Annotated in this window: 40 protein-coding genes, 1 tRNA gene and 1 pseudogene; 34 read left to right on the forward strand and 8 right to left on the reverse strand. The window is 72.5% G+C overall.

Annotated elements, in window-relative coordinates:
* Positions 1–74: 74 nt before the first annotated feature.
* The 3 genes from IE316_RS02305 to IE316_RS02315 form a co-directional block, all read right to left on the reverse strand.
* The gene (locus tag IE316_RS02305; RefSeq protein ID WP_190202366.1) at positions 75–602 is read right to left on the reverse strand and encodes a single-stranded DNA-binding protein; all 528 of its coding nucleotides are present in this window, start codon (positions 600–602) and stop codon (positions 75–77) included.
* 227 nt (positions 603–829) lie between these two features.
* The gene (locus IE316_RS02310) at positions 830–2896 is read right to left on the reverse strand and encodes a YfjP family GTPase (protein WP_190202367.1); all 2067 of its coding nucleotides are present in this window, start codon (positions 2894–2896) and stop codon (positions 830–832) included.
* A gap of 3 nt (positions 2897–2899) precedes the next feature.
* Positions 2900–4507 carry a dynamin family protein gene (locus tag IE316_RS02315; RefSeq protein WP_190202368.1) on the reverse strand — a complete coding sequence of 536 codons (1608 nt, stop codon included), beginning with the start codon at positions 4505–4507 and terminating at the stop codon, positions 2900–2902.
* A gap of 322 nt (positions 4508–4829) precedes the next feature.
* On the opposite strand from IE316_RS02315, the gene IE316_RS02320 reads away from it, so the two are divergent.
* Together IE316_RS02320 and IE316_RS02325 are read left to right on the forward strand one after the other, a co-directional pair.
* Positions 4830–4902: transfer RNA gene (locus IE316_RS02320), tRNA-Arg, on the forward strand.
* 100 nt (positions 4903–5002) lie between these two features.
* Positions 5003–5959: a tyrosine-type recombinase/integrase gene (locus tag IE316_RS02325; protein ID WP_229910155.1), complete on the forward strand. Its 957-nt coding sequence runs from the start codon at positions 5003–5005 to the stop codon at positions 5957–5959.
* Between the two features lie 18 nt (positions 5960–5977).
* Here the strand turns inward: IE316_RS02325 and IE316_RS02330 are convergent, their stop codons facing one another.
* Both IE316_RS02330 and IE316_RS02335 read right to left on the reverse strand, forming a co-directional pair.
* A complete protein-coding gene (locus tag IE316_RS02330; protein ID WP_190202369.1) occupies positions 5978–6196 on the reverse strand; it encodes a hypothetical protein in 219 nt (72 codons plus the stop codon).
* Positions 6197–6359: 163 nt separating this feature from the next.
* Positions 6360–6758 (reverse strand): hypothetical protein, encoded by a 399-nt coding sequence (locus tag IE316_RS02335; RefSeq protein ID WP_190202370.1) that lies wholly within the window; start codon positions 6756–6758, stop codon positions 6360–6362.
* A 543-nt stretch (positions 6759–7301) separates the two neighbouring features.
* Here IE316_RS02335 and IE316_RS02340 point away from each other — a divergent pair.
* The 30 genes and pseudogenes from IE316_RS02340 (at position 7302) to IE316_RS02480 (ending at position 22687) form a co-directional block, all read left to right on the forward strand.
* Complete coding sequence (locus tag IE316_RS02340) at positions 7302–7574, forward strand: hypothetical protein (RefSeq protein ID WP_190202371.1); 273 nt, start codon at positions 7302–7304, stop codon at positions 7572–7574.
* A 95-nt stretch (positions 7575–7669) separates the two neighbouring features.
* Complete coding sequence (locus IE316_RS02345; protein ID WP_190202372.1) at positions 7670–8005, forward strand: hypothetical protein; 336 nt, start codon at positions 7670–7672, stop codon at positions 8003–8005.
* Positions 8006–8121: 116 nt separating this feature from the next.
* Positions 8122–8625, forward strand: coding sequence for a hypothetical protein (locus IE316_RS02350; RefSeq protein ID WP_190202373.1), 504 nt, complete (start codon positions 8122–8124; stop codon positions 8623–8625).
* Positions 8622–8750, forward strand: a complete 129-nt coding sequence (locus IE316_RS35865) for a hypothetical protein (protein WP_268257623.1) — start codon at positions 8622–8624, stop codon at positions 8748–8750. The genes IE316_RS02350 and IE316_RS35865 overlap by 4 nt, the downstream gene beginning before the upstream one ends.
* Complete coding sequence (locus IE316_RS02355) at positions 8747–9154, forward strand: hypothetical protein (RefSeq protein WP_190202374.1); 408 nt, start codon at positions 8747–8749, stop codon at positions 9152–9154. Before IE316_RS35865 ends, IE316_RS02355 begins: the two co-directional genes overlap by 4 nt.
* Positions 9151–9738 (forward strand): hypothetical protein, encoded by a 588-nt coding sequence (locus tag IE316_RS02360; RefSeq protein ID WP_190202375.1) that lies wholly within the window; start codon positions 9151–9153, stop codon positions 9736–9738. Before IE316_RS02355 ends, IE316_RS02360 begins: the two co-directional genes overlap by 4 nt.
* Positions 9735–10268 carry a hypothetical protein gene (locus IE316_RS02365; protein WP_190202376.1) on the forward strand — a complete coding sequence of 178 codons (534 nt, stop codon included), beginning with the start codon at positions 9735–9737 and terminating at the stop codon, positions 10266–10268. The genes IE316_RS02360 and IE316_RS02365 overlap by 4 nt, the downstream gene beginning before the upstream one ends.
* Positions 10261–10506 carry a helix-turn-helix domain-containing protein gene (locus IE316_RS02370; RefSeq protein ID WP_190202377.1) on the forward strand — a complete coding sequence of 82 codons (246 nt, stop codon included), beginning with the start codon at positions 10261–10263 and terminating at the stop codon, positions 10504–10506. Before IE316_RS02365 ends, IE316_RS02370 begins: the two co-directional genes overlap by 8 nt.
* A complete protein-coding gene (locus tag IE316_RS02375; RefSeq protein WP_190202378.1) occupies positions 10503–10742 on the forward strand; it encodes a hypothetical protein in 240 nt (79 codons plus the stop codon). Before IE316_RS02370 ends, IE316_RS02375 begins: the two co-directional genes overlap by 4 nt.
* Positions 10742–11683: a hypothetical protein gene (locus tag IE316_RS02380; RefSeq protein ID WP_190202379.1), complete on the forward strand. Its 942-nt coding sequence runs from the start codon at positions 10742–10744 to the stop codon at positions 11681–11683. Before IE316_RS02375 ends, IE316_RS02380 begins: the two co-directional genes overlap by 1 nt.
* Positions 11683–12861: a recombination directionality factor gene (locus IE316_RS02385; protein ID WP_190202380.1), complete on the forward strand. Its 1179-nt coding sequence runs from the start codon at positions 11683–11685 to the stop codon at positions 12859–12861. The genes IE316_RS02380 and IE316_RS02385 overlap by 1 nt, the downstream gene beginning before the upstream one ends.
* Positions 12861–13595 (forward strand): 3'-5' exonuclease, encoded by a 735-nt coding sequence (locus IE316_RS02390; RefSeq protein ID WP_190202381.1) that lies wholly within the window; start codon positions 12861–12863, stop codon positions 13593–13595. The genes IE316_RS02385 and IE316_RS02390 overlap by 1 nt, the downstream gene beginning before the upstream one ends.
* Positions 13595–14032, forward strand: a complete 438-nt coding sequence (locus tag IE316_RS02395) for a hypothetical protein (RefSeq protein ID WP_190202382.1) — start codon at positions 13595–13597, stop codon at positions 14030–14032. The genes IE316_RS02390 and IE316_RS02395 overlap by 1 nt, the downstream gene beginning before the upstream one ends.
* Positions 14029–14238 (forward strand): hypothetical protein, encoded by a 210-nt coding sequence (locus tag IE316_RS02400; protein WP_190202383.1) that lies wholly within the window; start codon positions 14029–14031, stop codon positions 14236–14238. The genes IE316_RS02395 and IE316_RS02400 overlap by 4 nt, the downstream gene beginning before the upstream one ends.
* On the forward strand, positions 14235–14729 hold the full coding sequence (locus tag IE316_RS02405) for a hypothetical protein (protein WP_190202384.1): 495 nt from the start codon (positions 14235–14237) through the stop codon (positions 14727–14729). The genes IE316_RS02400 and IE316_RS02405 overlap by 4 nt, the downstream gene beginning before the upstream one ends.
* Complete coding sequence (locus tag IE316_RS02410; protein WP_190202385.1) at positions 14726–15175, forward strand: helix-turn-helix domain-containing protein; 450 nt, start codon at positions 14726–14728, stop codon at positions 15173–15175. The genes IE316_RS02405 and IE316_RS02410 overlap by 4 nt, the downstream gene beginning before the upstream one ends.
* Positions 15172–15426: pseudogene (locus IE316_RS35270) on the forward strand (WhiB family transcriptional regulator); the annotation flags it as partial. The gene IE316_RS02410 and the pseudogene IE316_RS35270, both read left to right, overlap by 4 nt.
* 389 nt (positions 15427–15815) lie before the next feature.
* Entirely contained in the window at positions 15816–16019 is a 204-nt protein-coding gene (locus IE316_RS02420; RefSeq protein ID WP_190202387.1) for a transcription factor WhiB, read from the forward strand.
* Complete coding sequence (locus IE316_RS02425; RefSeq protein ID WP_190202388.1) at positions 16016–16435, forward strand: hypothetical protein; 420 nt, start codon at positions 16016–16018, stop codon at positions 16433–16435. The genes IE316_RS02420 and IE316_RS02425 overlap by 4 nt, the downstream gene beginning before the upstream one ends.
* Before the next feature lie 34 nt (positions 16436–16469).
* Positions 16470–16793, forward strand: coding sequence for a hypothetical protein (locus IE316_RS02430; protein ID WP_190202389.1), 324 nt, complete (start codon positions 16470–16472; stop codon positions 16791–16793).
* Positions 16793–17107, forward strand: a complete 315-nt coding sequence (locus tag IE316_RS02435; RefSeq protein ID WP_190202390.1) for a hypothetical protein — start codon at positions 16793–16795, stop codon at positions 17105–17107. Before IE316_RS02430 ends, IE316_RS02435 begins: the two co-directional genes overlap by 1 nt.
* Positions 17108–17118: 11 nt before the next feature.
* On the forward strand, positions 17119–18927 hold the full coding sequence (locus tag IE316_RS02440) for an AAA family ATPase (RefSeq protein ID WP_190202391.1): 1809 nt from the start codon (positions 17119–17121) through the stop codon (positions 18925–18927).
* Entirely contained in the window at positions 18924–19301 is a 378-nt protein-coding gene (locus tag IE316_RS02445; RefSeq protein WP_190202392.1) for a DUF4326 domain-containing protein, read from the forward strand. The genes IE316_RS02440 and IE316_RS02445 overlap by 4 nt, the downstream gene beginning before the upstream one ends.
* A 50-nt stretch (positions 19302–19351) precedes the next feature.
* Positions 19352–19657, forward strand: coding sequence for a DUF6197 family protein (locus IE316_RS02450; protein ID WP_190202393.1), 306 nt, complete (start codon positions 19352–19354; stop codon positions 19655–19657).
* Complete coding sequence (locus IE316_RS02455) at positions 19654–19959, forward strand: hypothetical protein (protein ID WP_190202394.1); 306 nt, start codon at positions 19654–19656, stop codon at positions 19957–19959. The genes IE316_RS02450 and IE316_RS02455 overlap by 4 nt, the downstream gene beginning before the upstream one ends.
* A 74-nt stretch (positions 19960–20033) precedes the next feature.
* Positions 20034–21104 carry a hypothetical protein gene (locus tag IE316_RS02460; RefSeq protein WP_190202395.1) on the forward strand — a complete coding sequence of 357 codons (1071 nt, stop codon included), beginning with the start codon at positions 20034–20036 and terminating at the stop codon, positions 21102–21104.
* A gap of 280 nt (positions 21105–21384) precedes the next feature.
* Entirely contained in the window at positions 21385–21633 is a 249-nt protein-coding gene (locus IE316_RS02465; RefSeq protein WP_190202396.1) for a hypothetical protein, read from the forward strand.
* A gap of 56 nt (positions 21634–21689) precedes the next feature.
* A complete protein-coding gene (locus tag IE316_RS02470) occupies positions 21690–21977 on the forward strand; it encodes a hypothetical protein (protein ID WP_190202397.1) in 288 nt (95 codons plus the stop codon).
* Positions 21974–22345 carry a hypothetical protein gene (locus IE316_RS02475; RefSeq protein WP_190202398.1) on the forward strand — a complete coding sequence of 124 codons (372 nt, stop codon included), beginning with the start codon at positions 21974–21976 and terminating at the stop codon, positions 22343–22345. The genes IE316_RS02470 and IE316_RS02475 overlap by 4 nt, the downstream gene beginning before the upstream one ends.
* Positions 22346–22426: 81 nt before the next feature.
* The gene (locus IE316_RS02480) at positions 22427–22687 is read left to right on the forward strand and encodes a hypothetical protein (protein WP_190202399.1); all 261 of its coding nucleotides are present in this window, start codon (positions 22427–22429) and stop codon (positions 22685–22687) included.
* Positions 22688–22750: 63 nt separating this feature from the next.
* Here the strand turns inward: IE316_RS02480 and IE316_RS02485 are convergent, their stop codons facing one another.
* From IE316_RS02485 to IE316_RS02495, 3 genes are all read right to left on the reverse strand, one after another.
* The gene (locus IE316_RS02485) at positions 22751–23293 is read right to left on the reverse strand and encodes a hypothetical protein (protein WP_190202400.1); all 543 of its coding nucleotides are present in this window, start codon (positions 23291–23293) and stop codon (positions 22751–22753) included.
* Between the two features lie 144 nt (positions 23294–23437).
* A complete protein-coding gene (locus tag IE316_RS02490; RefSeq protein WP_190202758.1) occupies positions 23438–23938 on the reverse strand; it encodes a DUF6221 family protein in 501 nt (166 codons plus the stop codon).
* Entirely contained in the window at positions 23931–24209 is a 279-nt protein-coding gene (locus IE316_RS02495; RefSeq protein ID WP_190202401.1) for a hypothetical protein, read from the reverse strand. The genes IE316_RS02490 and IE316_RS02495 overlap by 8 nt, the downstream gene beginning before the upstream one ends.
* 194 nt (positions 24210–24403) lie before the next feature.
* Here IE316_RS02495 and IE316_RS02500 point away from each other — a divergent pair, with 194 nt between their 5' ends.
* Both IE316_RS02500 and IE316_RS02505 read left to right on the forward strand, forming a co-directional pair.
* Complete coding sequence (locus IE316_RS02500) at positions 24404–24610, forward strand: hypothetical protein (RefSeq protein ID WP_190202402.1); 207 nt, start codon at positions 24404–24406, stop codon at positions 24608–24610.
* Positions 24611–24742: 132 nt separating this feature from the next.
* Positions 24743–25495 (forward strand): DUF2637 domain-containing protein, encoded by a 753-nt coding sequence (locus IE316_RS02505; RefSeq protein ID WP_190202403.1) that lies wholly within the window; start codon positions 24743–24745, stop codon positions 25493–25495.
* The last annotated feature ends 114 nt before the right edge of the window (positions 25496–25609 follow it).

Here is a 25609-nt window from a genome sequence, read left to right on the forward strand (position 1 = left end):
CTGATCCGCCGATAAGCCGCGGCGCCCCCGTACGTTCTCCCCGTACGTCCTCCCCGTACGTCCTCGGTGTCGTCTCACGGGACGGCGACCGGCTCCGGTCGTCCCTCGGCGCCCGCGTCCGCCTCCACGTCTTCGTCCGTGTCCGTCTCCGTCTCCGTATCCGTGTCCGTGTCCGCGGGGTCCGTCCCGTCCGCCGGTGTCTCCCAGTCGGGTTCCGGGCGTGGGGGCCGGGCCGCCGTCTCCGGTCGGCCGGACCGGCGGAAGGCCGAGGTGCCCCGGGCGAGGTCGTGGCCGATGGCGACCGCGTCGATGTCCGCCGAGGTCCAGTTCTGCCCGTCGCGCACATCGGTGCGGACCTTGAGCCGGCCCTGCACGATGACGGGTTCGCCCACCTCCAGCGAGGAGGCCGCGTTGGTGGCGAGCTGGCGGTTGGCCCACACCGTGAAGAAGTTGGTGTGGCCGTCGGTCCAGGTGTTCTTCTCCCGGTCCCAGTAGCGCGAGGTGACCGCCAGCCGGAACCGCGCCGACGGGCCGTTCGCCAGTTCCCGGTAGACCGGCCGGGTCGCCACGTTCCCCACCGCGCACACCATGGTCTCGTTCATCGTCGTCCGCCCCTCCCGCGCCGCCGGGTCCGTCCCGTGCGGCTGTGGCGACCGCGTCCTGGCGATCGCCGCGAGGCCAGACTGCCCGCGCCGGGCCGAGCCCGCTGAGCCCTGTGGACCACCGCCGGCCTGTGGACAACTCCGCCCCCCGGACGGGTGATCCCGCACCGCCGGGGACCCGCCGACGCCCCCCGTCGCCCCGCGGCGAGGACCCGCCGACGTCCCCGTCACCCCACCGGCGCCCCCGCCCCCGTCACCCGCCCGTATTGCTCCCGTACCTCGCGGTACCGCAGCAGCTCCGCCGCGACCGGGTCGAGTACGCGGGCCCGGCCGCACCCGGCCGCCGCCTCCCGCAGCCGGCGTTCCGCCTCGGCGCCGTACCGCCGGGCCGGGCCCCGGGCGGCCATGCGGCAGCTCCACTCGATGAGCGGCCCCCCGACGATCCCGGAGAGCATCAGCAGCACCGGCACCCCGAGGTTCGGCGGGAGCAGGCCGGCGATCTGGCCGAGCAGCCACAGGCCCCCGACCACCTGGAGCAGGGTCATGCCGGCCTGGGCCAGCACCGCCATCGGCCACCACCCGGGCCGCGGCGGGCGCCCCGGCGGCAGTCCCGCGCGGGCGGCCAGCTTGTCCAGCGCCTCCGGCAGCCCCTGGGAGCCGCGTACGGCCGCCTCGCGCACGGCCTGCGCCCAGGGCGCGGGCAGTCCCGTGGACGCCCGGTCGGCGACCGTGCGGACCGCCTGTTCGACGCGCTGGCGGGCGGTGGCCTCCTCGTCGGCCTGGGTACGCAGCGCAAGCCGCCCGGTGGGGGACTCGCCCCGCTCGTGGTACCAGCGCCACAGCCGCAGCCAGGGCGTGCCGCACGCGCGGTTGGCGTTGCGCAGCCAGGCGCGTTCGGCCGCGTCGCCCGCCGCCGTGGCACCCACCGCGTCCGCGAGGCGGTCGGCGAACTCCTCCCGGGCCTCCTCGCTGAGCCCGGGACGCCGCCCGGTGACGTAGACGGGACGCAGTCGCCAGGCCGCGGCGTCCACGTCGGCGGCGATGCGCCGCGCGGGCGCCTGCCGTTCCGCCACGAACTGGCCGAGCGCCTCGCGCAGCTCGCCGACGCCGTCCCCGGTGAGCGCGGACAGGGACATGACGGTGGCGCCGGGTTCGCCGTACTCGCCGAGGGCGATGCCGTCCTCGTCGAGGAGGCGCCGCAGGTCGTCCAGGACCTGCTCGGCGGCCTCGCCGGGCAGCCGGTCGATCTGGTTGAGGACGACGAAGGTGACCTCGGCGTGGCCCGCCATGGGCCGCAGATAGCGCTCGTGCAGCATGGCGTCGGCGTACTTCTCGGGGTCGACGACCCAGATGACGGCGTCCACGAGGGCCAGTACGCGGTCCACCTGTTCGCGGTGCTGTACGGCGGCGGAGTCGTGGTCGGGCAGGTCGACGAGGACGAGTCCGCGCAGTTGGGCGTCGGCGTCCGGCGGCTGGACGGGGCGCCGGCGCAGCCGTCCCGGGATGCCGAGCCGGTCCAGCAGGGTGGCGGCGCCGTCGCTCCAACTGCACGCGATGGGGGCCGCGGTGGTCGGGCGGCGCACGCCGGTCTCGGAGATGTTGACGCCGGCCAGGGCGTTGAACAACTGGGACTTGCCGCTGCCGGTGGCCCCCGCGAGGGCGACGACGGTGTGCTGTCCGGAGAGCCGGCGCCGGGCGGCGGCCTCGTCCAGGACCCGGCCCGCCTCCGCGAGGGTCCGGTTGTCGAGGCGGGTGCGGGAGAGCCCGACCAGTTCGCGCAGCGCGTCCAGGCGGGACCTGAGGGGGCCGTCGTACGCCAGGGGGGTCACCGACAGGGGGCTCAGGGCGGCGGGCCGGGTCTCGGCGGCGGGGAACGGCTCGCCGCCGGTCTCGTTCACCCGGCGGGCGATCAGCCCGTCGTCCCAGGCGTCCTCGTCGTCGGCCGGGGGGCCGTCGGCCGCCGGCCGGCCGGCGGAGGACCGGTCGGCCGGGGACCCGCCGGCCACCGGCCGGTCGGCCGAGGACCTGCCGACGGAGGACCGGGAAGCCGAGGGCCCACCGGCCGGGGACTCCTCGGCCGAGGGCCCGCCGTCCCGCCGTGGGCGCCGGTCCGAGGCGTCCGCCGGGCGCTCCCCGGCGCCCGGGCGATCCCCGGCGCCCGGGCGGTCCCCCGCGCCCGGGGCTGCCTCGCGGCGCAGGAAGCCCTTGCGGCCCCGGCGTCCGCCGGAGGATCCGTCGCCGTCCCCCGTGGGGCCGGTGTGCTCGGTGGGGTCCTGGTCAGTGACGGCGGTCACCGGTCACCTCTCCTTCTGCAGTACGGACAGCGCGGCGATGAGTTCGGCCTGCGGTTCGGGATGGACCTCCAGGGCGTCGAGGGGGGCGAGGCGGCGCTCGCGCTCCCGGTGCATGATCCGGTCGACGTACTCGGTCAGCAGCCGTCCGCCCCGGTCGCGCAGCCGCAGCGCGCCGTGGGCGCCGATCCGCTCGGCGAGGGTCTCCCCCGCGGCGCGGCCCCGGCGTCCGCCCAGCAGCGCGGTGGCGACCAGGGCGGCGACCGTCCCGGGGTCGGGTGCCAGGCTCCGGTCGAGTTCGCCCGTCTCCTCCTCGGCGTACTCCTCCAGCTCGCGCCGCCACCGCCGTACGGCCATCCCGATGCGGTGCTCGGCGCCGTCCGGGGCCGGGTCGCCGGTGGTGAGGCCGGGGGCGGCGGCGGCCGGTTCGCGGCGCCATGCCTCGTCGACGCGTTCGTCGGCGGCGGTCACGGCGCACAGCAGGAGGGTGCCGAGGCTCTCCACCAGGGAGTCGAGGAGTTCCTCGGCGGCGCAGTCGAGGGGGAAGGCCCGCCAGCGCTTGAGGGCGTCCCCGGCCAGCACGGCACCGGCCTGGAGGCGGCCCCGTACGCGCGCGTGCTCGCTGTCGTAGGCCCCGTCGACGGCGGCGGTGAGCCGCAGGGCGGCGGCGTACTGGGCGGCGGTGGCGCTCGCCAGTTCGGGCATCCGGGTCTTCAGGGAGTCGAGGAGGCCGTAGGCGGTACGGGCCATGACGTGCTGCCGGGCGGCGGGGTCCTGGGCGCGGTGGACGAGCCAGGTCCGCAGCGGGGCCACGGCGGTGGCGGGCAGCAGTCCCCCGCCCCAGGCCGACTCGGGCAGCTCGGGGACGGTGAACCGGGGGACCTCGCCGAGCCCGGCCTTGGTGAGCAGGGCGGCGTACTGCCGGGACACCTCGGTCACCACCTGGTGGGGCACCCGGTCGAGGACGGTGACCAGGGTGGCGTCGTACTCCTTGGCGGTGCGCAGCAGGTGCCAGGGGACGGCGTCGGCGTACCGGGCGGCGGTGGTGACCATCACCCAGATGTCGGCGGCGCAGATCAGCTCGGCGGCCAGGACTCGGTTGTCGGCGACCAGGGAGTCGATGTCGGGCGCGTCGAGGAGGGCGAGGCCGGGCGGCAGGGTGTCGGCGGTCTCGACGCGCAGCACGCGGGCGGGGTTCTCGCCGGGCAGCAGCAGGTCCTCGCCGGGTTCCTGGTGGGGCACCCACACGCGCGTGAGGTCGGGCAGGACCCGCATGCCGCTGAACCAGTGGTGGTCCTCCGGGTGGCAGACCAGGACCGGGGTGCGGGTGGTCGGCCGCAACACGCCGGCCTCGCTGACGCGTCTGCCCACCAGGGAGTTGACCAGCGTGGACTTCCCCGCCCCGGTGGAGCCGCCCACGACGGCGAGCAGGGGCGCGTCGGGCTCTCTGAGCCGGGGTACCAGGTAGTCGTCGAGCTGGGCGAGCAGTTCGTCGCGGTTGGCACGCGCGCGTGGGGCGCCCGCCAGGGGCAGCGGGAAGCGTGCGGCCGCGACACGGTCGCGCAGGGCGGAGAGTGCGTCGAGAAGCTGAGGCCGTACGTCCAAGGTCACCACATGCGAAGAATGCCCAATTTTAGGGGAATTCTGAAGCATATGAGTATGTCTGCGCGCCGACCGGACACTTGGGACGCAAGGGATGACCGGGACGAGAACACAGGCCAGGCATAACGAGTGCACAACACCCGACGCCCGCGGCGTCAAAAGCGGTGCACGATTCGCACCTACCTGCGATTATCAGGACCGCTTCACCGAACCTCCACATCGAGCCACGGAGGGGAGGCACCAGGGACGAGGAGCCGGGAGCCCTATCCTTGTCCCCGGCAACGTCGAGGACCGGCCCACACCCGGGCACCGAAGACCGAGGCCACCACACCTGGCCCCCGTAGCTCAGTGGATAGAGCAGGCGCCTTCTAAGCGCTTGGCCGCAGGTTCGAGTCCTGCCGGGGGCGCCGACCCGGCCCCACCAGCGGAAACGCAGGTGGGGTGTTTTCATGTCTGGTTCGTACAGAGCATATGGACCAAGCGCCTCTTCCTCTTCTACCGTGAGGCATGAGCGAACGCACGCCGTACGACATCGGCCCCCTGGCCGCGTCCTGGGCCCGCTCCCTGCGCGCCCGGAACCTCTCCGTCAACACGCAGCGCATATACGCCAGAGCCACCACGGACCTCCGCAACTTCCTGCTGGAGTACGAGCCCGACGACCCCGATGCCCGGCCGGCGCCCACCGCGCTGGAGGGGAAGAACGGCATCCACCGCGAGCACATCGAAGTTCACATCACCCGGCTCCGGGAGCGCACCTCGGCGGGGAACGCGCACCAGCACTTCCGCAGCCTGAAGACCTTCTTCAACTGGCTGGTCGACGAGGAGGAGATGGACCGCTCTCCCATGCGGACGATGAAGGCGCCCGAGCTGCCCGAGGTGGAGGTGCCCGTCATCCCGGACGACGCGTTGAAGAAGCTGCTGGCGACCTGCAAGGGCAAGACGTTCGAGGACCGGCGGGACACCGCCATCATCATGATGTTCCTCGACACCGGCGGCCGGCTGTCTGAGCTGACGAACCGCACGGTGAGCAAGCTGGACCTGGACCTGATGGTGCTGCACGTCCTCGGCAAGGGCGGTCGGGAGCGGCCGGTGCCGTTCGGCCGGGCCACGGCGCTGGCGATGGACCGGTACCTGCGGGCCGCGGGCAAGCACCTCGGCCGCGAGCTGGTGGACGACGATCCGCTGTGGTGGGGGGTCAAGAGCAAGCGGGCACTGACGATCTGGGGCGTGGGCACGATGATCGAGCGGAGGTGCAAGGAGGCCGGCATCCCTCACATCCACCCGCACCAGTTCAGGCACACGTTCGCGCATCTGTGGAAGCTGCACGGCGGGAACGAGGACGCCCTGATGCGGATCACGGGTTGGCGGTCCCGGCAGATGCTGTCGCGGTACGGCGCCTCTGCGGGTGAGGAGCGGGCGCGGCAGCAGCACCGGGACCTGAGCCCTGGTGACCGTCTGAAGTAGGGCCGGTGGGGACGCGGACTAGCGGTCCGTGCCCCCACCGCCGTCCGGCGCTTCGCGTCGCGTCCAGACTCGGGCGTCCACGTTGTCCTGGAAGATCTGGGTCAGGCTGGCAGTGATTTTCTCGGGTGGCTGGCTGAAGTCGATGGCCAGCCGGAACTCGCTGGTGGAGTCCTTCAGCGCGACTGGCGCCTTCCCGCCGAGATCGGCGGCGTAGACGGTTACCTGCGGTGCTTGCACTCGACCCCCACTTCCACGCACGGGAGCGGCAGCAGCGCCGTTCGCACGTACGTTCGACCTGCACGAGGTTCGATCACTGTACGCGCAACTCCGCTATTCGGGGAGTCACCCGGCTGGCTGGAGTTAATCCATGGTGCCCCAGAAAAGCGCAGGCCGCACCGGGTTACCCAGCGTCAGGCTTGGGCTCAGGGTTGTCCAGAACGCGCCTTGCCTGCTCCAACTCCTCGGCTGTAGCGCCGACATCGTGGGCGATGCGCACCACGGTGTCATCGCCGTCGGCTCCTGCGTCGACCGTCGAGACCTCGATGCCGATGTACTGGCGGATCGCGGCGGCGCGCACCTTGGCCGGGTCTTCCCCCAGGCCGGCCGCGACTGCTCGGAGCACCTGAGGGGTGACCTTGATCTGGTGCCCCCGGGTCAGCTCTTGGGCGGTGGACTTGCTGATGCGGTAGCCGGTGACAGGATCGACGGCTTGCTCCTCGAACGCCCTGAAGGTCAAGGGGCGTCCCCGACCAACGTGCTCCTGCACAAGCCGCGTGAGCGCGTCGTCTTGGTCCGGCACTGGCCTCTCCCTTACCGAATGTCCACGCCACCCCCGTATGGCAGCGAAAACGTCCCAGTTGGAGGGCGTAAGGCAACCCTCACCGCGTGGACAACATTGTCCATGATCCCGGACGTGTGTCGCTACTGGGCTCTGAGCCTTGACTGAGGCTTGCCCGAAAATCGTGGACGCGGAGCTTGTCCGGAAAGCTGGACAAGCTCTGTACTAAGTGCGATGCTTCTTCTGTCCGGAAACGCGGACACGAACGGAGAACCGTGGAACCTCGCTACCGATTGCACTCCGGTGACCTGTTGAGGCGGCTGATCGACGATCACCGCAGCGACGAGCCAGGAAGTGTTCGCGAACTCGCCGCCGCCGTCGGGTTGAGCAAGTCCAAGATCCAAGCCCTCGTCAACGAGGAGCGCTCAACGGTGGCCGAAGACGAAGCAGCTCGGCTGGCGCAGGCGTACCGCCTCCCCCCACGCGCTCTTGTTCACCCTGTGTCCGTGTCCGCGGACATGGACAAGGACTACGTCACCTCACGCCAGAAGGAGGCGCACCCCCATGGACCCCACGGAGCGCACGCTGCGCGCCCGTCTCGCCGTGCATACGAGCTGGGCGAACACGCTCGACCCGAGGAGCCGGACGGCGAAGGCGCGTGCCGCAGCGGCCGGCCGGTTTGAGAAGCAGGCGCGCGAGTTGCACCCGGACGCAACGGACGAGCAGATCGCCCGGGTGGTCGAGCACCTGAAGAAGGCGCACGCGCAGCGGATGGCGCTCGCCTCGGCGAAGGCCCGCCGCGCGAAGAAGGCCGCGACCGATTCGCCTGCCGCCTGATCTCCCCCTGAACACGCCGAAGGGCCGCTCCGACTTGCCGGCCTGAGCAGCCCCCCGACTCGGCGACCCCACCAACGAACTGGAAGAAGGTCACCTTGAAGACCAACCCTATCTCTCAGCTCAGCGCGGCGACCGCGCTGGTGCAGCTCCTGACGGAGCACCCCGACCTGCCGGCGCTGTCGTGGCGGATCTCCGCCCACGAGCGCCTCGCGGGCATCGTGCAGGGCTCGCACACCCGTAACGAGGACCCGCGTCCGATCGCGAGGGCGTGGGCGGCGGCTCTCGGCACGGAGGTGGTCGAGACCGAGTTCGTGTTCGAGGACGAGCCCAACGTCGAGTGCTCGGTGGAGACGGTCTGGCGGGACGTGCGGGTTCGGATCGTCATGTCGTGCCCGGTGTCGGCGCTGGCGGAGACGGCGGTGGCGGCATGAACGCCCCGCTGGTGATCAATCTGCGTGACGGGTCGGTGTGGACTCGTCGTGGGTCGCGGTCGTCGGGTGAGGCGTTGTACGCGCTGGCTGGCGTGTGCTCGTGCCCTGAGTTCGTGATGGCGTCGGAGTCGGAGTTGGCGGCTCAGGGGATTGCGGGGTCGGCGGATGTGCTGCCGGTGCCGGTGGGCCCGGGGCCGCAGGCGCCTGGTCCGGCGTCCCTCGCCGGGCTCCGGCAGGCGGCCCTGACCGACCTGCCGCCCGGCACCCGCTGGCGGGTCATCGCCACCGACAGCGAGTCGCTGACCGGGGTGGCCCCGGTGTGCACCGCCGAGCGGAGCGCGGCCCTGCACGCGATCCCGGACCACCCGGGCGGCCCGACGGCGGACGACGAGGGCGTCTACGACTGCTGCCCGTGGCCGCAGATCGAGACGTACTCGGTGCCGGTGGCCGCGTACCTGGTGGCGGTGCTGAACGCGGACGCCGCGCTGGCGCAGGCCGCCAGCCCGGGCGTGTGCCCCAAGTGCGGTTACGGCTCGGGCGACTGGTGCGTGGGCTGCTCGGCGTGCCGCTGCCAGCCGCACCTGGCGGGCTGCATGTACGCGGCGGGCGGTGCGTCGTGACCTTCCTCGACTGGCTGCTCTGGCTCGCCTGCCTGTGGGCCACGTGGTTCGCGTACTGCGCCAGCAGCCTCCCCGACCTCGTCCAGCACCTCGCCGCCCGCTACCGCCACGGGAGCACCCGATGACCGACCAGCCCACCCCGGTGCGCGGCCCCCTGTACGTGGCCGCCACCCCCCTCATGGTCACCGTCGACGTGACCCCGCTCGTCGAAGCGAACGTCGCCGAACTCCTCGACCTGCTCGCCTCGCCGGAGTTCTACGACGACTTCCACGAGTACGTCACCACCACGCCCACCGGCCAGCACGACGGGCACGCCCCGGAGCGGCTGCCCGCCGAGGAACTGACCGCCCGCCTCGTGGAGCGGCTCGCTACCCGGGTCGCGCTGACCGGGCCGCAGGCCGTACGGGTCGCCGGGCGGATGCACGAGCTGGGCCGCCCGCTCGCGGAGGCAGCTCAGGCCCGGGACGCGGTGGTGCGGCGGGCGCGGGCGGCTGCGGTCGCCGCGGCGCCGGAGCGGAGGACCGCATGAGCCTCGCAACCATCACTGCCGCGTCCCTGCCCCCGCAGGTCTACTCCCACGCCCCCGAGCACAACGTCGAGCTGACCGCTGACCCCACCCACTGGCGCCCTGTCCAGGGCATCGGCACGGGGTGGGTCAAGCCCCGTGGCGGCACCGGCCTGTGGACCTCCCCGGTGATCGCGTGGACCGAGGACGGCACGCCCGCCGACAGCGCATGGCTGGGCTGGTGCCGAGCCGAGACGGGCGCCGACACCAGCGGCCAGATGCTCACCGAGATCCTGCCGATCAGCAACGCGCGACTGCTGTTGATCGATGCGCAGGACCACTTGACCGCGATCGTCGCCACGTACCCGGCTGAGCCGAATCGGTTCCTGCCTCACCGGCATGGCCGGTATCCGGACTGGGAGGCGTTGGCCGCTGACAGCTGGGACGGCGTGTACCTGACTGATCGTGGGCAGTGGGCGACACGGATGCCCAGGTCGGGTCCGGACCTGTATGGCTGGGATCTGGAGTCGATGCTCTGGCTGCGGCCTGCGTACATGGTGGGGCGGACTGTTCTCTCGGCTGCGGCTGACTCGGCAGGTGTCGCGTGAACGCCCGCCGCAAGATCGTCGCCGCCCTGTCCGAGGACAGCTACGGCGGGATCGCCACCCCCTCCGACGTCGACCACGCCGAGCAGCTCGTGGACGCCCACCGCGCCGAGGTCCTCGCCGAGGACCGGGCCATGCCGCTCGTCGTCTCCCGCTTCGACACCGCGACCGAGCCCGCCCCCGAAGAGGACCAGGTCCTGACGGTCTGCTGCATCGCCGAGGACGGCCGACCGGTGGCGCTGCTGCTGGACCTGGAGACCCGGGCGAAGGTCGCCCGCTGGCTGGCCCCTCCCTCCGAGGTCGATGGGGACGTCCCGCGCCGCTCACACCTCCTCGCCGACATCAGCAAGGGCGGCCGGTGGAAGACCGGCCGCGTCTGCCGCTGGTACGAGGACCACGGCTACACCGGGCTCGGTGCCCGCACCGCCCGCCGGGATCTCGCGGTCCTTCGGGACTCCGGGTTCCTGGTCCAGCACGACGAGGAGGGCGTCCGGTACTTCACCGCCGCCCGGGACGGGGGCCGTCGTGGCTGACCTGATCACGCGCCGCGCCTACCTGTACGCGGCCATACAGCAGCACGGCCGGCCGGTCACCACCGCGCTCGCCGAGCGACTGATGGCTGGCAGTCCGTGGCCGACCGCGCGCCGCAACACCGTGCGGAAGACCCTGCGGGGCCTCGCCCGGGCCGGGCTGCTCACCGCCGGCCGCGACCCCGAGGGCCGCCACATCTACCACCTGATCAGCACCACCGGAGAGGACAGCACCTCATGAGCCGCACCTGGCACGTCGGACCGCACGACCCGCGGCGCGTACTGCCCAGCCCGGACACCGAGCGGGTCCTCGGCCAGATCGAACGCGGCGAGATCCGCTGCGGCGCCGAGGCCGCGCGTGAGATCGCGGCCCGTCACGAGGCTGCGTACGGCGAGGTGTGGGCTGCGGGCCCGGACCCGGATGCCGCGTGGGCCGACGCCATCGCCAGCCTCCCCGCGCAGGGGGGTGCCGCCTGATGACCACCACCGCGCGTGCCGGGGCCACCACGGCCCCGGCCGCCGGCCGCCGCTCCCGCACCACCCAGGAGCCGACCGGCACCGACCGCATCCCCCGCCCCTCCCAGGGCTGGTACCGCGTCAAGGGCACCGACCTCAAGCTCCGCCGCGTCACCACCATCCTCGAACAGGGCTGTTCCAAGGGCGACGCCCTTACCTTCTGGGCCGGGAACATCACCGCCGAGACGGCGATGAACAACCTCCCGTACCTCGTCAGCAGCAGCCTCCACCCCGAGCGCCGCACCGAGGCGTACGACTGGCTGCGCCGCGCCCACACCCGCAAGAAGGACGAGCGCAAGGACGTCGGCTCCGCCGTCCACCGGGTCATCGAAGCCCACGTGCTGGGCACGCCGATGCCTGCCGAACTGCTCACCAACGAGGAACTGGCCCCGTTCCTCGACCACTTCCTGCGCTTCGTCGAGGAGTGGCAGGTCACCTTTGAGGCGTCCGAGATGGTCGTCGGCAACGAAGAGCAGGGGTACGCCGGCACCCTCGACTACCTCCTGCGGTCGCCGCTGATCGCGGCCGCCCTGGCCGACTACTTCGGCACCGACGTCCCAGCCGACACGGTGTTCTGCGGGGACACGAAGACCGGCGGCGAACTCGACGTGAAGGGCGTCTACCCCGAGGCGTCGCTCCAGATGGCCGCCTACCGCAAGGCCAAGGTCGCGTGGCTGCGGGACGGCACGAAGGTGCCGATGCCCGCCACGTTCTGGGCCGGGGTGGTCCTGCACCTGCGGCCGGAGGGGTACCGGCTGATCCCCGCGGTCGCCGACGACGCCGTGTTCGACGCCTTCCTCACCGTGAAGCGGAACGCCGAGTGGACGTCCGGCCTGTCGAAGACGGTCATCCGCCCCGCCCTCACCCTGCCCACCACGATCAGCGAAGAGAGGGCTGCCTAATGCCCATCATCGACCTCCAGCGCCGCATGCGGCAGCTCGGCGAGATCCGAATCGGACACGTCGTCCCGACCGGGAAGACCCGCCGCGACGGCAAGCCCGGCACCCGCCCGGCCAAGCTCGACAAGTTCCGCTTCACCAGCCCCTCGCGGGAGATCCTCACTGCGGTCGCCGAGCTGTACGGCGGCGAGGTGCAGCCGTGGACCCCGGCCAACGGCGGCCCGGCCGAGTTCGAGGTGTACTCCACCACCAACCGGCTCCCGGTCCTCATCCCGCCGCGCGACGCCGTCTCGCAGTGGTACGAGCTGTACGCCGGGTCGAAGTGCCAGCGCCGCTGCGACGGCGTCACCGAGATGAAGTCCGACCGGCCGTGCCTGTGCGACCCGGACAACCGGGACTGCGCCATGACCACCCGCGTCAACGTCATGCTCCGCGACGTCCCGGCGCTCGGCCAGTGGCTGCTGGTGTCCAAGGGCTACTACGCCGCGGTCACGCTGCCCCCGGCGGCGGAGCTGCTGGCGCAGGCCGGCGGGTACGTCGCCGGGTGGCTGGGCATGGAGGAGCGCTCGGCGATCGTGAAGGACAAGCCTGCCCGGTTCATGGTGCCGACGCTGGATGTGGAGATCACCCCGGCGGCGCTGATGGCCGGGCAGATCACCGGCGGCGCTCCGGCGGTGGCGTCGGGCCCGGAGCGGGTGGCGATCACCTCGGGGCGGCCGGACTACGCGGCGCTCGCCGCGGTCGCCACGTCGGCCGAGGAGGTCGGCAAGCTCTGGAAGCAGGCCGTCGACTCCCGGCACATGGACGACGACCTCGCCAAGGTGTTGAAGGCCCGCGGTGAGGCGTTGCGGGCGAAGCAGGCGTCCGCCGCGTCGGGCGACTCCGGTCCGCACCCGGACGACGTCGAGCGGCAGCTCAACCCCGCCGACTACGGCGACGCGCCCCCGCCGCCCGCTCCGGACGAAGAGGGCGTGTACGAGGCCGAGGTCGTGGATGCCCCAGACCCGGCCGCCGCCGAGGCCATGTGGTTCCAGATCATGGCCGCCGCCGGGCCGCGCAACATGACCACCGCCCAGTTGGAGACCGCGTTCGCACAGCGGCACGGCGGCCTCCACCCCTCCTCGGCGTCCGTCGCCCAGCTCGAAGCGTTCCTCACCGCGCTCAAGGGCGGTGAACTCTGATGGCCGCCTGGTTCGAAGGACGCCTCGCCGGGTTCGACCTGGAGACCACCGGCGTCGACGTCGAGACCGACCGCATCGTCACCGCCTGCGTCGTCCAGTGCGGCGCCGGCCACCCCACCCAGTCCGCAACCTGGCTCGCCGACCCCGGCGTCGAGATCCCCGAGGGCGCCGCGAAGGTCCACGGCATCACCACCGAACGGGCCCGCGCGGAGGGACGCCCGGCGGCCGAGGTCGTCGAGCAGCTCGTCGCCGCGCTCGCCGAGTGCGTCCTCGCCGGGCAGCCCGTCGTCGCCATGAACGCCTCGTTCGACCTGACGATCGTGGACCGGGAGGCCCGCCGCCACGGCGTGCAGCCCCTGGTGGACATCGTCGGCGGCGACCTGCGGGTGGTCGACCCGCGGGTGCTGGACAAGAAGATCGACCCGTACCGGCGGGGCGGCCGGAAGCTGGAAGACCTCTGCCGCACCTACAAGGTCGCGCTGGACGGTGCGCACTCGGCGGACGCGGACGCGATCGCGGCGTGCCGGGTGGCGTGGCGAATCGCGACGAAGGAGCCGCGGATCGGCGGGGCACCGCTCGACCAACTGCACGCGTGGCAGGTCGAGTGGGCCCGGCAGCAGGCCGAGTCGCTGGCGGACTACTTCCGGCGGACGCCCGGCAAGGAGTCGTGGGCGGACGGGGTGCGCGGCGAGTGGCCGTTCATCCCGGCCCAGCGCGACGGGGGTGGCCGCTGATGTTCGGGCTGACCACCACCCGCCGGCTCCGCGCCGAGCTGGCCGCCGCCCGCGCGGAGACCGCCCGGCAGCGCGAGCGTGCCGAGCAGGCCGAGGACCGGGCGGCGACCGCCGAGTACAACCGCGGGCAGGCCCTGCGGCAGGTCGCCGGGCTGGACGCCGACAACCGGCGCCTGGCCGGGCGGAACAAGGCGCTCGGCGAGGAGATCAGCAGGCTGGCCGAGGCCGACCCGCAGTATGCGGCCGCCCTGGAGACCCGCCTCCGCCGCGCCCTGACTGCCGCCGCCCGCTACCTCGCCGCCTACCACCAGCAGAAGCGCCGCGCCGACCGGCTCCAGGCCCGCCACGACCAGGCCCTCGGCCTCGACACGGCCGCGATCCCGTCGGGCCAGACCTGGCAGCAGCGCCGCGAGGACACGCGGGGGTGGGTCCGATGAGCCAGCTCCTCACCGCCGCGACCGGCGCGGGCGTCGCTGTCGCCGTCGGTCTCACCGCGGTCGCCCGGGCCGTACGGCCCCACGGCCGGCACCGGGCGCCCCGCCACACCGCCGGGCCCGGACGGCCCCGCCCGGCCGAGGACCGGCCCACCCTGCCGCTCCGCCTCCACCCCACCACCAGCACGACCACGGGGGACAACTCGTGAGCACCCTCTTCGACACCACCGAGGTCCCGGCCGCCACCACGGCGGCCGGGCCCCGGCCCGCACCCTTCGTCATCGAACTCCCCGCCGGCACCAAGCTGCTGAACTCCAACCAGCGCCGCCACCGCCACGAGCAAGCCCGCATCATCGCCAGGCTCCGCGAGACGGCGTTCAAGGCCGTCAGCGAGTCCCCCGCCCTGATGGACGCCCTCGCCGCAGCCAAGCCCGGCCCGCTGTTCCAGCGCGCGCACATCCTCGGCGTCCTGCGCCCCGCGACCAACGGCCGGTGCGACCCCGCCAACTGGTACCCCAGTTTCAAGGCGGCGGTCGACGGGCTCGTGGACGCCGGGGTACTGGAGGACGACGACCACACCCGTGTCGTCGGCCCCGACATGCGCCTCGGCCAGAAAGTGGCGCGCGGGCAACTCGTGCTCGTAGTCCGCGGGCTGGAGCCCGGCGAGGACCCCCTCGGCTACGAGGCGGTGGCCCGATGAAGATCCGCACCGACATCGCCGAACTCCTCCGCCAGGGCGTCTCCCACCTCGACATCGCCCGCCAACTCCACGTCAGCCGCAGCACCGTCGCCGCCACCCACCGCGCGCTCCGCCTCCCCCCGCCCATCCGCGGCGGCGGCGCCCCCCACCCATCCGTCGAAGACGCCTTCCGCGCCCACACCGAACCCGCAGACGCCGACGGGCACGTGCTCTGGACCGGCTGCGTCGACAACGGCATCGCCCGCGTCTGCCACGACGGCCAGCGCATCCCCGCCCTACGCGTCGCATTCCGCCTGCACCACGGCCGCGACCCCGAGGGCCGCCTGACCCGCACCTGCGACCAGGCCGGCTGCGTCGCCGGGGCCCACTGCGCCGACCAGCGCATCCGGGCAGCGAACCGCCGCGCCGACAAGGCGTACGCGGCGATCTTCGGGGGTGGCGCGTGAACACCACCGACTGGCGAGACCGCGCCGCCTGCCGCGACGAAGACCCCGACTTGTTTTTCCCCGACGGCACCACCGGCCCCTACCTCCTCCAGATCGAACAGGCCAAGAACGTCTGCCGCCGCTGCCCCGTCGCCGAGACCTGCCTCCGTACCGCACTCGACGCGGGCACCACCGACGGCATCTTCGGCGGACTCACCCACCCGGAGCGCGGTGCGCTCCGCCGCCGGGCCACCCGCCGCCGCGAACCCAACCCGAACACGACCGAACCGGCGCCGCCCCGCCCGAAGCAGACGCTGCGCGGCGCCTGGAACACCAACACCCGCCCCCACCAGGACGGCCACATCCTGTGGGAGGGCCCCGGCACCGTCTACGTCGACGGGCGCACGCACACCCCGAACCAGGTCGCGTTCATCCTCGACCGCGGCCGGCCCCCGCAGGGCGCGGTCCTGTCGACGTGCGGTGAACGCCGGTGCGTCAGCCCGGAGCACCTGGCGGACACGGCGGAGCGGACGCGCTGCGGCACCCGGCCGGGCTACGAGCGGCACCGCCGGGAGGGCACCGAGCCGTGTCCGCCGTGCCGTCGGGCGAACGCGGACGCGGACAACCGGCTGCGCTGGACCGGCTCGACGAAGGCCGTGGCGTGACCGGCTGGATCGGCGGCCTCCAGATCAGCCGCACCGGCCGCGGCCAGACCCCCATCGCCGACTTCCTCTGCACCGCCTGCTGGACCCACCAGCGCGTGGCCGGCCGCGACAAGGTCACCGACTTCGTCCGCGCCAACCCCATCACCGACCACCGGGCCACCTGCCCGGCCACCACCACCCAAGGAGCCAAGGCCGCATGAGCGACCAGCCGTACACCGACGACGACCTGCGGGCCGAAGCCGCCCGCCAGCTCTCCGCGCACGGGCCGGGCGCCAGCCGTGAGCAGACCTACGCCGCCATGCTCGACGCCCCCATCGAGAGCACCCGCGACACCGACGGACCGACCTGGTCCGAGGCCCTCGACGCTCCCGACCTGAGCACCCCCGCGGCCACGATCAACGCGCTGATCAACGATGCGGCCGACGTGTCCGAGTGGGCCGTCCACCTCGGCGCCGACGGCCTGGAACCGCTCGGTGAGCAGCTCACCGCGCACACGCAGAACGGCCCCTGGTTCCGCCTGCACTTCGCCGTCCGCCCCGACATGCCCGACGACATGCGCCGGGCGCTCGTCGAGGGCATCGGCCAGGAGATCGCCAAACACTTCCCGACCGCATGACCGCCCACCGCACCACCAACCAGAAAGGCACCCCGTGACACTCCACATCGACGCCGACGTCAAGTTCGACAGCAAGGTCCTCACCGACGTCGCCGAAGCCCTCGAACCCTTCTCCGAGGCCATGTTCAAGCAGCGCGGCGGCCGCTGGATCGCCGTCGTCGAATTCGGCCACGCCGAGCGCACCGAACCCGGCCCCGACGAGGACAAGAACCCCAGCGTCAAGATCCGCGTCACCTCCGTCGAGGTCGCCGCCGACGAGATCACCGGCGGCCGACTCCGCAACCTCCAGCGCGAGATGTACGAGCGGCGCACGTCCGGCGACACCCTCTTCGCCGACCCCGACTCGGACGTCGCCTGATGGCCGGGGCCCGCCGCAGCCAGGGCGGTCACGGTGCCACCCGCTGCCCCGGCTGCGGCCGGCCCCTCCTCATCCAATGGGTCGGACACGTCGCCGCCCTCAAAGCCACCGTCGACCTGCCCCCGGCCGACCAGCCCCTGCCGTACGGGCCCGCCGCCGCGCGCTCCACCCCCGACGACCTCGTCTGGTGCCTCCCCCGCCCCACCTACGGCCCGCTCCGCCTGCGCTGGACCCACGGCCGGCACCCACCCGACTGCCCCCACCAACACCTGCTCACCCACCGCTGCACCACCGAACCCAGCACGCTCTTCTGAGGAGACCGCCCGTGAGCAACGTCCGCCGCATCCCGCACCCCACGGCGGATCAGGACGGCCTCAACCGCACAGCACCACACGACGCCGAGGCCGAGGAGTACGTGGCCGGCGTCATCATGAACGACCGCGCCGCCTTCCTAGAGTGCGCGCGGATCATCACCCGGGAGGACATCTACCTCCCCGGCATCCGCGCCATCTGGGACGCCGTCAGCGGCATGGTCGCCGAGAACAAGCAGCTCCACCCGGTCACCGTCCGCGCCGAGCTGGAGAAGCAGAAGCGGCTCCGCGAGGTCGAGGGCGGCAACCTCATCCTCCGCCTCGGCTACGAGACCGTCCCCGGCGTCATGGCCCCAGCGTTCGCCGAACGCATCGCCGACGTCGCCCGCATCCGACGGCACGACGAGTACGCCAACAACGTCAAGGCCGCCATCCTCGCCGGGGCCACCGCCGAGGAACTCGACAAGCTCACCGACAGCCACCGCCAGCAGGAAGAACGCCGCACCACCCTCGGCCAGGGACCCTCCCACCTGACCGCGGCCTTCCTCGACTGGAACCAGCACTTCGCCACCGACTTCGGTAACGTCCAGCTCCTGCCTGGCAAGCTCATGGCGCCCGGCCAGCAGATCACCGTCGTCGGCGACGGCAAGGCCGGCAAGTCCCTCCTCGTCCAGGAGTGGCTGTGGCGCATGGCCAGCGGCCAGTCCTTCCTCGGCGACCGCCCCCAGGACCCCATCAGCGTCCTGTACGTCGACGCCGAGAACGGTCACGCCGACATCCAGGAACGCTTCCTGTCCTACGGCGCCGGGCCCGGCCGCATGGGACTGCTCACCTACGCCAGCTTCCCGCCCATCCGGCCCCTCGACACCGCAGGCGGCGGCGCCGACCTCCTCGCCATGGTCGGCGAAGCCGAAGCCCAAGTCGTCTGCCTCGACACCGTCTCCCGGTTCATCTCCGGCCCCGAGAACGACGCCGACACCTGGCTCGCCCTCTACCGGCACACCCTGCTGCCCCTCAAGCGCGCCGGGATCGCCTCCATCCGCCTCGACCACATGGGCAAGGACGGCGAACGCGGCGCCCGCGGCTCCTCCGCCAAGACCCAGGACGTCGACCACGTGTGGGAACTGCGGGCCCAGGGCGGCGGCACCCTCCTGCTGAAGCGGACCCACACCCGCACCGGCATCGGCCCCGACCAGTTCGTCATCGTCCGCCAGTCCCGCCGCCACGGCGACCACTACATGCCCGGCGGGACCCGCCACGTGCTCATGGAGTACGACCAGATGCAGGAGGCCACCGAGGGCTCCGTCGAGTGGCTCGTCGCCCAGATCGACCGTCTCGGGCTCCCCGACGACGCCGGCAACCCGCGCACGAAGGCGGCCCTCGCACAGGCCGGCATCAAGGCCGCCAAGGTCAAGATCGAAGCCGCCGTCAGGACCCGGAAGAACCGGGACAACTCGGGTTCCCGGAATGGGTTCCCCGAGACCTTCCCCGACGACCTTCCCGGGGAAGGTTCCCCGGGAACCCCCACGGGAACCGAAAAACCCCAGGTCAACCATTCCCCGGGAACCCTGCGGGAACCCCAGGGAACCCCCCCTTCCCCCCCTTCCCCCCCTCTAGGAGAGGGGAAGGGGGAGGGAAGCCCAGCCACAGGCACCCCAGACGAACCCCTCTGCACCGTCTGCGGCGACCCCCTCACCGGCTACCGCCTCCACCGCGGCTACACCACCCACCTCGCCTGCGACCCCGAAACCGGCAGCCACCCCGCCCGACCCACCCACCCCACCAACACAGACCGACCCAACGACGAAAGGCACAGCGCATGACCACCCCACCCCGCCGCATCCAACGCCGCCGCACCAAGGGCTGGCGCGCACCCGACGGCGCCATCTACGTCGGCCGCGGCAGCCGATGGGGCAACCCCGCCCGCATCGTCCCCGCCTGGAGCGGCGGACTCCTCGTCCAGTGGGGCGAGACCGGCGGCGCGGTAGGCACCTGGCCTGCCGACGGAATCGAAGCCCACCGCTACGCCACGGAGCTCTACCGCAGATGGGCCGAGCGCACCGTCGGGTTCACAGACCGGGCGCGTGCCGAACTCGCGGGCCGGGACCTCATGTGCTGGTGCCCGCTCCCCGAGCCCGGCCAGCCCGACCACTGCCACGCCGCCGTACTCCTCGAACTCGCCAACGCCGCCGCGTGACCGCCGATCCGGTTACACCCAGCCACGCGCCCACCACCCTGGAGGACCCCATGCTCGACCAGTCCACGCCCGCCCCGCTCACCGACCAGCAGCTCATTGCCGACGCCCTGCGCCGAGCCGCCGACCTAGCGGTTGATCGCTGGACCGCCGACCCGAACGGCCCAGGCATCTGCAGCCTGCTTGCCCTGGTCGCGCCGCAGGACGGCAGCCGCCCTGACGAGACCGACCTGTGGGATGTCGTGGTGACCCACCTCGATGAGGAGCCGACGGTGTCATGGGAGCGGCGCCCGGGCCGGACTCCTGCCGATGTGGCGGCGATGCTGCGCGCTGCGGCTGCTGGCGAGGCCGGCCGATGACCGCCGTGAGCCTGCCGCCGCCGTCCCGGGCGTTCATCGTGCACGAGGCCGCCGCCCGTATCCGTCGTACCGCCGAGGCCACGCGGGGCGAGCTGGCCGACAACGGCTACTGGTCGTCCGGTTGGGCTGTTGGCGTGGAGAACGCGATCGGCGGGGCGGCCGGTGAGTTGGCTGCGCTGTTCCCGCCGGAGTTGGCGTTGCGGCTGGCGGACTGGCTGGACGAGCGGGCGTCGGCGACGGCCCGGTTCGGTGATCCGCTGCCGCCGCTGGCTCTCGCGATCGCCGACAGCACGACCCCGTGAGTACGAGGCCGGCCGCCCCGCTGCTACCGGGGCGGCCGGTTGTCCCCGATCCCATCACACCCTGGAGCCAGACCATGACCGACCCGACCCGCACCCCGTACTGCCACAAGATCCGCTACGGCATCAGCGGCGCCCCGACCTTGACCGGTGACGAGATGCAGGGCAGCCACGCTCCCGGCGTCGGCATGTCCCCGAGGATGATCGAAGTCGTTCACAGCGCCGCCCGTGACGGCCGACCTGCTGCCGTGATGGTGTCGGTGACGGGCGAGTGGACGGTTGATGGCCGTCCCGGCAGCGGGGAGGTGACGGCGCACTTCGAGGGTGATCCTTCCGGCTGGCCTGTGTGGCTGGCGGAGGAGGCGCGGGGGGCGCTGGCTGCTGTGCCGGTGCCGTCCGTGGACCGGGCCGCGCTCCGCCAGCGCGTCGCTGCCGCTCTGGCCCGCGAGGACGCCCACAACGCGGGCTACGACCACGGGTTCGTCGGCAGCTACGGCGCGGACGAGGAGACCGACGGGTTCGTGGACGCGGTGCTGGACGCCGTGCTGCCCGCGCCCGCCGACCGGGCCGCCGTCCTGCGGTGGGCCGCCGATCGGCTCTGGGCCCTGGCCAACCGCACCACCGAGCGGGGGCAAGGCGTGCTGTGGGCTGCTGAGTGGCTGCGCCGTATGGCCGCCGAGGCGCAGCCCGTCCACGTCTGCAAGCCCGGCGCCAACAGCTACTACTGCCCCACCAGCGGACAGACCGAGTCCGACTGCCACGGAGGGTTCACGACCTGCTGCGACCGCCCGGACCTCCACCAGCCCACCGCCGAGGCGCAGCCCGCCACACCGGACACCGAGCCCGCACCGCAGTGCACCGCCGGTCTTCTCCCCGCCACATCCGAGCGCGTCGACCGGTGCGTGCGGCACGGCAAGCACGACTCCCACGTCACCGCGTCCGGCGTCCGCTGGGGCAAGGGGAGCAACGACGAGCCCGCCGGGTCTGCTGCCAAGCCCGAGACGGACACGCCCACCGAGACCGTGCACGACTGCCCGCCCCCGGGATCCAGTCGCACCCCCTGCTGCAACCGGCTGCCGTGGGAACTGCCGCTCACCGACCGCATCAGCAGCGAGAAGCCCGCCACCTGCAGCGGACGGCCCTCGTGATCGCCGAGGCCCTCGACACCCTGTGGACCCTGCTCCTCGCGGGCGGCGCCTGGCTCCTCGGTCTCGCACTCGCCGCCACCGCAGCCCTCTACGCCTGCGCCGTCGCTGTGGCCGTCGCCTGCCGGTGGGCGTGGCGGGCCCTCCGTGCCGCCTGGAAGGCGCTCAGACGGGCGCACACGGCGCCGCGCGACTCTCGCGACGCCACACACGCCCCCGAGCCCGCAGACGCCCGCACAGCCCCTCGCGTACCCACATGGGCACAAACCGACAAGGAAGCCGCATGACGCACACCCGGACCCACGTCTACATCACCTTCGCCAACCCGTACCTCGTCTGCGACCTCTGCCGCCAGCCCGCGCCCCGCTGGCACAACAACGACAAGTGCGGCTGCAGCGAGGAGTGCTGGCTCGAACCGTGCAGCCACAACGCCGAGGCGGTCAGCGTCTGCCCGTCCTGGTCCCCGGTCGACGGCTGCCAGTGCAAGGAGCATCTCGGCTCCGTCGACCACGCCCCCGCCCCCACCGACTGACCCCGCCCGCGCGCCGCCCGGCCACCACACCGGGCGGCCCCACCCCAGAGGCCGCCATGACCCCCGCCCGCCGCACCATGCACGCCCTCAACCTCACCGCCGGCGTCACCACCCTCACCGCCGCCCACCTCGCCACCCACCACTGGGCCGCCGCCATCCCCGCCGTCCTCGCCGCCGGCGTCCTCCTCACCATCGCCGACACCTACCGCTGGGACGACCAGCACACCCACCGCGCCGCCGCCGACGACCTGGACGCCGCCTGCTGCGAAACCTGGTGGACCAGCCTCGGCGCCGACCACGACCACACCTGCCCCACCCGACAGACCAGGAGCCACGCCGCATGAACCGGAAGACCGTCGACATGATCACCAGCGACGAACTCGATGCCCTCTACAACCGACTCGACCGCCTCCGCTCCGACGTCACCGCCCTTCGCGACGACCTCCTCGGCATCACCGGAGCCCGGTGGATCGCCGACTCCCTCACCACCATCCTCGACAAGGAGCAGCTCATGCCCGAGCCCACCTGCACCGCCAGCATCGAAGGCCCCCACGTCCTCGGCGGCGGCACCATCCACTGCACCCGCGAAGCCGGCCATCCCGGCAACCACGTCGGCCCCAAGCGCGACGACTACGGCAAGACCCTCTGGACCGACTCCAACGCCGGTGCTACTCCGCACCGCGAGAGCAGCGGAGAGCAGCCCAGCACCTGACCAACGCAGCTCGGACGCCCCGCCACCTCACCGGGTGGCGGGGCGTCGTCGTACCCGCTCACCAACCGCAGGAGAACGATCATGACCAGTTGTCTACCCGCCTACCACGTCACCGCCGACCTCCGTGCCGCCGGCCACACCGACTCCACCCGCGGCCGCGCCTGGCGCCCCGGCTTCCGCGCCCACCAGGCCAGCCCCCGCACAGTCCGCCTGTGGCACGACGGGCCCGACGAGCAGCACCACCTCGACCAGTACGCCAAGGAACTGCGCCGCCTCGGCTACTACGTGACGGCCGAACACCCGAGTGGCAAGCGTCCGCGGATCCGCGTCACCCACCCGTGATCACGGGCGCGGCGAACGTCATGCCGCCAGCCTGCGGATACCCGGCGGCGGCTGCACCGCGGCTTAGCCCCAGTGAGGGACGGCCACAATCGCTGGCTCGTCAGCTCCGTCCCACGAAACCGCAACCCTCCCCGGGAGCGGAGCCCCCCAGGCAGCCATCATCATGAACTCGACGGACTCCTTCGGGCGAACCACCGCATCCTGAGGCACGCGCCGAGTCAGCCCGGCCGGGTGGCCGCCGAGGTCGACCTTCACGCCTGCAGCCGTCTCGCTGCCCACGTTGCACAGAACGAATCGATTCTTGTTTGGACGCCGCAACTCCCAGGAGACCGCCTCAGCGTGCCGTTCAGGGGGTGTCGCAATCTGAGCTTGGGCGTGAGCCTGGATCGCTGCTGGTAGCTGGGCTATGAGGCGCTGCAGGTTCTCTTCTGCCGCGAGCATCCTGCGTTCCTGTGCTTCGGCCTGTCGCCTCGCGATGTCGTCGGCGGCTTCCTGCTGTTTCCGCTGTCGTCTCTGCTGCCAGAGGGTGATGAGAATGGTGATGCCGGCGAAGAACGCGCCAGCCCATCCTGCTCCGTCTCCTGCCTCGATTGCCATGGTCGTCATGGCGGGACGATAGCTGGGGCCGTTACTCCGTCGCCGCGTTCCAGGGCGATCAGATCATCGGGGATGTCCACCGGGTGATCGTACGTTCGGGCATGGGACAGCCCCCGGCCCGGCACGCGGACAGGGGGCTGAACAGGGGCGGGGCTACGGCCGCCATTCCTCGCGGTAGCCGGGACGGTCCGCGTAGGGCAGGGCGAGCAGGCGCAGCGTCGGACAGGGTGCCGACATCGGATCGCCTGCGTAGGTTCGGCAGGACCGGCAGACGGGCGAGTCCGGATGATCTCCGTCGCAGGTGAACGTTTCACAGTCGTCTGATCCACTGAACCGGCCGTGGTCTGGTACGGCCGCGTGCAAGTCGACCAGCTTCCGCTTGGCGTCGACCTCGCCCATGACACGGTTCGGATCATGGCCCGCGATGTGCAGGGCTCTCGCGCGCTCCACTTCGTACCCGGGCATGTCCTCCATGTACCGATTGGTCACCACCAACGGTTCGTTCACTGGCTTCCGCCTGCCATCGACCTCCACCCCCGAGCCGGCCGCTCTCCAGCGGAGCACCATTTCACCGCGCAGCGTGCTCCCGGCCGCGAACGCCTGCTGCTCCTCCAGATCGAGCTGCTCGCCGAGCCACCGCACCAGCTCATCCATCCTGCGCCCCCTCCTTCGCCGCGTCCGGATCGTCGGCGATGATCTGCCGGACCCGCCCGAAGCTCACCCCGGCCGCATCCGCGATCTGCCGGTAGGACATGCCGCGCTCGACCATCTCCAGCACGGCGTCACGCCGCTCGCGCCGCACCTTCTCCCCGACCGACTTCAGCAGCTCGGTCAGTCTCCTGGCCCGCGCTTCCGGGGGCTCGCCCTCCGTGAGCGCGTCGATGGCGTCCAGCACGCGCTGCACCTCCTCTGCCCGGTCGTCCATGTCCGTTCCTTCCCGGGGCTCGGGAGGCGGATCTCCTCAACCGTCTTGTGTAGGAACCTACACGCGTGTAGCTTCCTACACAACGGTTCGAGGAACCCCCTCCGACCGTGATCAACAACAAGTACGGCCCCGGCCGGTGTGTGAGAGCCCGGCCGGGGCCAGCCGAACCCCCTGACCCACCAGGAGAAACGACCGTGACACACGGTACCCAGCCGCCCCAGCCACAGGACACCCCGCGCACCACCGCCATCCGCAACGCCGCCGCAGCCGCCAACGCCCACCAGACCAACCCGACCCCCCACACCCTGCGCCTCATGCAGCACGCCGTACAGACCGCGCAGAACCACGGCGCGACCCTCCACGACATCCGCAACGCCCGCACGACGGCGGCCACCGCATGAGCGCCCCCACCTGCTGCGGCCGCACCATGCACCTGGAGGGCGGCGTGTACGTCTGCGGGAAATGCGGAGCCTCCTACGACCCCGGCACCCGCCCCACCCCGCGCCGCCGCTGACCCGCACGGAGCCGACACCGTGAAAAACCCCGCCCTCACGCTCGCCGTGATCGCCGCCGCCGCATCGATCACCCTCACCGGCGCCGCGTTCTGGCTGTCCTACGAACACCTCCACGACGTCGCCCGCAACCACGGCCTCGCCGACGCCGCCCGCGCCTGGGCGTGGCCCGCCACCGTCGACCTCTTCGTCATCGTCGGTGAAGTTCTCATGCTGCGCGCCGCACTCGCCGGCCGCACCGACCGCTGGGCGGTCTTCCTCACCGTGGCCGGGTCCGGCGGATCGATCGCGTTGAACGTGGCGGGCGTCGGCGGCGGCGCGGACGTCATGAACTACGTCGTAGCGGCCGTGCCTCCGGTGGCCGCGCTACTCGCCTTCGGCGCGATCATGCGGCAGATCCACGGGATGCTCGCCACTCGCGTAGCGCCCGCCCCCGCAAGGCCCGTAGCGCCCCGGCCCGTCGCCGCTACGCCAGCCGCTACCGCCCGGCCGCCGGTAGCGCGCCCACTCGCTACCGCCTCGACCGCCAGTAGCGCTGCCCCCACGCCAGCCGCTACGCCCGAGCCTTCCCGCGACCGGCCGCGCTACGACACCGGCACCCCCCAGTACATCGTGCACACCCTCTGGCTACGCCTGGGCCACCGCCCTACCGAAGGGGCCATCGTCACCGCCTTGGGCGACGCCGGACTGCCGAACTCCCGCGCCCAGGCCGGGAAGATCCGCCGCCAGGTCGAAGCCGAGAACCCCGCCCTGCCCGGCCCCCGCGCCGCCTGAACCTCCCGGAGCGCCATGCCCCTCGCGATCACCGGTGACCGTGACTGCAGCCGGACTGCAGTCACACTCCGATCCCCCCACTGACCAGCCCCAACACCCCTGCCTGCCTGAGTA

This window comes from Streptomyces fumanus (assembly GCF_014655295.1).
In the GTDB taxonomy this organism is placed as follows: Bacteria; Actinomycetota; Actinomycetes; order Streptomycetales; family Streptomycetaceae; genus Streptomyces; species Streptomyces fumanus.

Bases quoted from the DNA above. Each gene is read 5' to 3' on its own strand.
- IE316_RS02305 (WP_190202366.1), bottom strand. From the start codon at position 602: ATGAACGAGACCATGGTGTGCGCGGTGGGGAACGTGGCGACCCGGCCG.
- IE316_RS02325 (WP_229910155.1), top strand. From the start codon at position 5,003: ATGAGCGAACGCACGCCGTACGACATCGGCCCCCTGGCCGCGTCCTGG.
- IE316_RS02340 (WP_190202371.1), top strand. From the start codon at position 7,302: ATGGACCCCACGGAGCGCACGCTGCGCGCCCGTCTCGCCGTGCATACG.
- IE316_RS02350 (WP_190202373.1), top strand. From the start codon at position 8,122: ATGGCGTCGGAGTCGGAGTTGGCGGCTCAGGGGATTGCGGGGTCGGCG.
- IE316_RS02355 (WP_190202374.1), top strand. From the start codon at position 8,747: ATGACCGACCAGCCCACCCCGGTGCGCGGCCCCCTGTACGTGGCCGCC.
- IE316_RS02360 (WP_190202375.1), top strand. From the start codon at position 9,151: ATGAGCCTCGCAACCATCACTGCCGCGTCCCTGCCCCCGCAGGTCTAC.
- IE316_RS02375 (WP_190202378.1), top strand. From the start codon at position 10,503: ATGAGCCGCACCTGGCACGTCGGACCGCACGACCCGCGGCGCGTACTG.
- IE316_RS02380 (WP_190202379.1), top strand. From the start codon at position 10,742: ATGACCACCACCGCGCGTGCCGGGGCCACCACGGCCCCGGCCGCCGGC.
- IE316_RS02385 (WP_190202380.1), top strand. From the start codon at position 11,683: ATGCCCATCATCGACCTCCAGCGCCGCATGCGGCAGCTCGGCGAGATC.
- IE316_RS02390 (WP_190202381.1), top strand. From the start codon at position 12,861: ATGGCCGCCTGGTTCGAAGGACGCCTCGCCGGGTTCGACCTGGAGACC.
- IE316_RS02395 (WP_190202382.1), top strand. From the start codon at position 13,595: ATGTTCGGGCTGACCACCACCCGCCGGCTCCGCGCCGAGCTGGCCGCC.
- IE316_RS02400 (WP_190202383.1), top strand. From the start codon at position 14,029: ATGAGCCAGCTCCTCACCGCCGCGACCGGCGCGGGCGTCGCTGTCGCC.
- IE316_RS02410 (WP_190202385.1), top strand. From the start codon at position 14,726: ATGAAGATCCGCACCGACATCGCCGAACTCCTCCGCCAGGGCGTCTCC.
- IE316_RS02425 (WP_190202388.1), top strand. From the start codon at position 16,016: ATGAGCGACCAGCCGTACACCGACGACGACCTGCGGGCCGAAGCCGCC.
- IE316_RS02435 (WP_190202390.1), top strand. From the start codon at position 16,793: ATGGCCGGGGCCCGCCGCAGCCAGGGCGGTCACGGTGCCACCCGCTGC.
- IE316_RS02445 (WP_190202392.1), top strand. From the start codon at position 18,924: ATGACCACCCCACCCCGCCGCATCCAACGCCGCCGCACCAAGGGCTGG.
- IE316_RS02450 (WP_190202393.1), top strand. From the start codon at position 19,352: ATGCTCGACCAGTCCACGCCCGCCCCGCTCACCGACCAGCAGCTCATT.
- IE316_RS02455 (WP_190202394.1), top strand. From the start codon at position 19,654: ATGACCGCCGTGAGCCTGCCGCCGCCGTCCCGGGCGTTCATCGTGCAC.
- IE316_RS02460 (WP_190202395.1), top strand. From the start codon at position 20,034: ATGACCGACCCGACCCGCACCCCGTACTGCCACAAGATCCGCTACGGC.
- IE316_RS02465 (WP_190202396.1), top strand. From the start codon at position 21,385: ATGACGCACACCCGGACCCACGTCTACATCACCTTCGCCAACCCGTAC.
- IE316_RS02470 (WP_190202397.1), top strand. From the start codon at position 21,690: ATGACCCCCGCCCGCCGCACCATGCACGCCCTCAACCTCACCGCCGGC.
- IE316_RS02475 (WP_190202398.1), top strand. From the start codon at position 21,974: ATGAACCGGAAGACCGTCGACATGATCACCAGCGACGAACTCGATGCC.
- IE316_RS02480 (WP_190202399.1), top strand. From the start codon at position 22,427: ATGACCAGTTGTCTACCCGCCTACCACGTCACCGCCGACCTCCGTGCC.
- IE316_RS02485 (WP_190202400.1), bottom strand. From the start codon at position 23,293: ATGACGACCATGGCAATCGAGGCAGGAGACGGAGCAGGATGGGCTGGC.
- IE316_RS02490 (WP_190202758.1), bottom strand. From the start codon at position 23,938: ATGGATGAGCTGGTGCGGTGGCTCGGCGAGCAGCTCGATCTGGAGGAG.
- IE316_RS02495 (WP_190202401.1), bottom strand. From the start codon at position 24,209: ATGGACGACCGGGCAGAGGAGGTGCAGCGCGTGCTGGACGCCATCGAC.